Origin of the sequence: Streptomyces sp. TRM64462 (assembly GCF_013362995.1) — a bacterium.
Classification (GTDB): domain Bacteria; phylum Actinomycetota; class Actinomycetes; order Streptomycetales; family Streptomycetaceae; genus Streptomyces.
On record NZ_JABWDV010000344.1, the window covers coordinates 86,930 to 91,818 of the forward strand.

The following is a 4,889-nucleotide window of genomic DNA, read 5'->3' on the forward strand; positions in this document are numbered from 1 at the left end:
ACGGCCGTTTCGTGCGCGTCCTCGTATGTCAGGGCGCGGGCGGGAAGTGGCCCTCCTGGACGAAGAACTCGACGTACCTGGCGAACAGTTCGGCGGTGAGCGGCGGGCAGGCGATGCCCGTGCCCTCCAGCGCCCGCTCGGTCTCCGTCGTGTCGATGGGCGGGTAGAACGCGTCCGTGTCGGAGGTCATCATCTCGAACGCGTGCAGCAGCGGCAGCAGCGCGTTCTCCCGGTCGGCGCGCACCGCCGCGGTCCACTCGGACCAGTCGGCCTCGCCGAGCCGGTAGCCGAGGCCGCGCAGATACGTCACACAGTCCGCGAGGCTCAGCGAGCTCCGGTTGAACAGGTGGTACGTGCCGCCGGCGCCCTCCGGCCGGGTCGAGACGCCCAGGATCGCGGCGCTGACGTAGTCGACGGGCAGCAGGTGGAAGCGGCCTCCGGCTCCGGAGGGCACGGTCCCCGCCTGGAGCAGCCCCTTGAGGCTGAGCCACACGAAGTCACGGGTCTGGCAGGCGCCGTTCTGCTGGTCGCCGGAGATCACGTCGACTCGGTAGACGGACACCGGAAGCCCCCGCTCCCTGGCCAGCCCGACGACCTGCTCGGCGACCCACTTGCTGCGCAGGTAGCCGCTGGGCAGCGCCTCGGCCGGGCCCGTCGGGTCGGTGACCTTCAGCGGTACGCCCGGGGCGACCGGCCCGTCGAACACCCCGACCGTGGACACGTGATGGACGGGCACCGTGCGGTGCCGGGCCGCCAGCCGCAGCACCTCGCGGGTGCCGCCCACGTTGGCCGTGCGCAGCGCCTGGTAGGGGTGCAGCCAGTGGACCGTGGCACCCGCGTGGTAGACCACGTCGACCGTACGCGCGAGGGTGTCGAACCGTTCCTCGGTGAGCCCGAGCCGCTCGTCGGCGAGGTCGCCGACGAGCACGCGGAGCCGGTCCTCGTCGATCTCGTCCCACACGCGGTACCACTTCAGGCTGCCGCGCAGCCGCTCGTACGCCGCCTTCTCGTCGGCGCCGCGCACCAGGCAGTGGATACGGGCGGAGGTGGTGCGCATGAGGTCGCGCAGCAGGAACGCGCCGAGGAAGCCGCTGGCGCCGGTGAGCAGGATCTCGCGCGGATCGGAGACCGTGCGGACCACTTCGGCCGCCGGGCGGATGTCGTCGGGCAGGTGGATGTCGGCCGCGTAGTCGACGGCACCGCCGTGGCCGTGCGGGCCGCCAGGGCCGCCGGCCACCGTGGCGCCGCCGGTCGCGGCCCCGGCTCCGGTGCCGTCGCCGGTGCCGTCGACGTCGCGGGCGGCCAGGAGGGCGTCCCGTAGGAGGGTGGCGAGGGCGCGCGGCGTCGGGTGGTCGAAGACCACCGTGGCGGGCAGGGAGAGGCCGCTGACCGCAGCGGCGCGGTTGCGCAGCTCCACCGAGGTCAGCGAGTCGAACCCGAGCTGCGGGAAGGGCCGTTCCGGGTCGATGCCCTGGCCGCCGGACCGGCCGAGGACCCGGGCGACCTCCTGGAGCAGGGCTTCCAGCACCGCCTCGTACGCCTCCTCCCCACTGGTCCCGGCGAGCCGGTCGGCGAGCGGGGGTCCCGCGTCGGCGGCGTCCCGCGCGGTGCTCCGGGCGGGGACGCGCACCAGGGCGGCCAGGACGGCGGCGACCCGTGCCTGTTCGCGCAGGACGGCAAGGTCGAGCGGTGTGGCGACGGTGTCGGGGCGGCCGGTCCGCAGGGCGAGGTCGAACAGGGCGAGGCCCTGCCCGGTGGGCACCTGGCGGAAGCCGCTGCGGGCGATGCGCTCGCGGTCGGTGTCCGTGAGGTCGCCGGTCAGCCCGGTGGCCTGCGCCCACAGGCCCCAGGCCAGGGAGGCGGCGGGCAGTCCGTGGGCGGCACGGTGCCGGGCGAGCGCGTCGAGGAACCCGTTCGCCGCGGCGTACGTGGACTGGCCGGGGCCGCCGACGACCGCGGCGACCGACGAGAACATCACGAACGCGGTCAGGTCGAGGCCGCGGGTCAGGTCGTGGAGGTGCCAGGCCGCGTCCGCCTTCGGGCGGAGTACCGCGTCGAGCCGGTCCGGGGTCTGTGCGGCGATCACACCGTCGTCGAGGACACCGGCGGTGTGCACCACCGCGCGCAGCGGGCGCTGTTCGGGGACGGCGGCGAGCAGCCCGGCGAGTGCGTCGCGGTCCGACACGTCGACGGCGGCGACGGTCACCGAGGCGCCGAGCCCCGTCAGTTCGGCGATCAGCTCGCCCGCGCCCGGCGCGTCGGCCCCGCGCCGGCTGGCCAGCAGCAGGTGCCGTACACCGTGGGCGGTCACCAGGTGGCGGGCGAACAGGGCACCCAGGGAGCCGGTGCCGCCGGTGACGAGGACGGTGCCTTCGGGGTCCCAGACGGGTGCGCCCGTGCTCGCGGGGGCCGGCCGGGGGGCGCGGGCCAGGCGCGGCACGCGCACGCTCGGGGCGGCGCCCGCGTGGCGTACGGCGGCCTGGGGCTCACCGGAGGCGACGAGCGCCGAGAGGGTGTCCTCCAGGTCCGTGGTGTCACCCTCCGGCAGGTCGGACGGCACGTCGGCCAGTGCCTCGGACGGCGCATCGGCCAGGACGTCGGACGGTACGTCGGCCAGGACGATCCGGCCGGGCGACTCCGACTGGGCGGACCGCAGCAGCCCCCAGGCGGCCGCGGCGCCGAGGTCGGTGACGTCCTCACCGTCGGCCGCGGAGACGGCGCCGCTGGTGAGCACGGTCAGCGGGACGGCGGACAGGGCGTCCTGCGCCAGCCATTCCCGGGCCAGGTCCAGGGCGCGGCCGACCGTCGTACGGACCGCGTCGGGGACGGTGTCCGGGGCGGTCGCGGCGGCGGGCGGGGACGTGAGACGGACCCGTACGGCGTCGATCCGCGCCCCGGCCGCGACGGCGGCGGCGACCGCGGCCGGGTCCGGGTAGTCGCCCTCCGGGCCGAGCTCGGCCCAGCGGAGCCGGGCGGGCGCGAACGGCAGCGGCTGCCACTCCACTTGGTACAGGGCGTCGTGGACACGGTCCCGTACGGCGGTCAGCGCGGCCGCCTCGACGGGGCGGAGGGTCACGGCGTCCACGTCGGCGACCGGCTCCCCCGCCGGGTCGGTGAGACGCAGCGCGTACGTGTCGTCGGCGTCGGGGACCGGGACGGCCCGGACCCTCAGCTCGCGCGCCCCGGTGGCGTACAGGCGTACGCCGCGCCAGCGCACGGCCTCCCAGGTGTCCTCCTGCCCGGGCAGCGACCGCAGGGCCGCGTCCAGCAGCATCGGGTGCAGGCCGAACTCGCCTGCCTGCTCGGTGAGTTCGTCGTCAATGCGGACTTCGGCGAGGGCTTCGCCCGGCTCGCCGTCCGGCTCGTCCGCGGCGGTGGGCGGGGTGAGCGGTGCGGTGCCCAGGACTCCGTGGGCGTGGCGTATCCACGAGGCGCCCGGGTCCTGGTCGGGCCGGGAGTGGACGGTGAAGGCGCGCGCGCCCCCGTGGGGGTCGGCGGGCCCGACCCGGATCTGGAGGTGGAGGCCGCCCGTGGCGGGCAGGACCAGCGGCTCGTCGAGGGTGAGGCCGTCCAGTGTGGTGCAGCCGGTCTCGTCGCCCGCGCGGATCGCCAGCTCGGTGAGGACCGAGGCCGGTACGGAGGCCGTGCCCGCCGCCGGGCGCCCGGCGAGCCACGGGTGTGTACGGACGGAGAGGCGGCCCGTGAACACGGTCTCGTCGCTGTCGCCGAGGGTCAGCGCGGCACCGAGCAGGGGGTGCCCGGCCGTGTCGAGGCCGAGGCCCCCGGCGTCGGCGGACGTGGGCGCGTCGACCCAGTAGCGCTGGTGCTGGAAGGCGTACGTGGGGAGGGGCACGCGGCGGGCGCCGGAACCGGCGAAGAACGCCTCCCAGTCCACCGCGACCCCGGCGTGGCGGAGTTCCGCCACGCCCTCGACGAGGGCGCGCGGCTCGTCGCGGCGACGCCGCTGGAGGGCGAGGGCGATGCTGCCGGCCGCCGTGCGGCCGTCGGCGGCCAGGACGTCGCGGGCGAGGGCGGTGAGAACACCGTCGGGGCCGATCTCGACGAAAGCGGTGACGCCCTGCTCGGCCAGGGTGGTGACGGCGTCGGCGTAGCGGACGGCGTGGCGTACCTGCCGTGCCCAGTAGTCGGCGCCGCGCAGGTCGTCGCCGGTGGCGAGCCGGCCGGTCAGGGTGGAGACGACGGGGATCTCCGGGGCGCGGTAGTCGAGCTCCTTGGCGACCGTACGGAACTCCTCCAGCATCCCGTCCATCAACGGCGAGTGGAACGCGTGCGAAACGGTCAGCCGCCGCACCCTCCTGCCCTGCCCGGTGAGGTGGCCGACGGCCTCCTCGACGGCGCTCTCCACACCGGAGATCACCACGGCGTTCGGGCCGTTGACAGCGGCCACACCCACCTCGCTCTCGCGACCGGCCAGCAACTCGGCGACCTCGTCCTCCGTCGCCTCGACGGCGACCATCACACCGCCGTCCGGCAACGCCTCCATCAACCCCGCACGCGCCGCCACCAGACGACACGCATCCCCAAGCCCCAGCACACCCGCCACATGAGCCGCCGCCAACTCACCCACCGAATGACCCACCACAAAACCGGGCCGCACGCCCCACGACTCCACCAGCCGGAACAACGCCACCTCGAACGCGAACAGCGCCGGCTGCGTCCACCCCGTACGATCCAACAACCCCGCCTCGACCGAACCCTCCCCCGCGAACATCACCGACCTCAGCGTCAGCTCGCGACCGAGCACCCGATCCAGCGCCTCGCACACCTCGTCCAGCGCGGTCGCGAACACCGGATACGCGGCATACAACTCACGCCCCATCCCCGCACGCTGAGCACCCTGACCCGAGAACAGGAACCCGACACCGCCG

General features: G+C 75.3%; 1 protein-coding gene. It reads right to left on the minus strand.

Going from position 1 to position 4,889, the window contains the following annotated elements; all coding sequences use genetic code 11:
- Nucleotides 1-28: 28 nt before the first annotated feature.
- On the minus strand, nt 29-4,889 hold a 4,861-nt coding region (locus tag HTZ82_RS18080; protein WP_217624271.1), incomplete at its 5' end, for a thioester reductase domain-containing protein.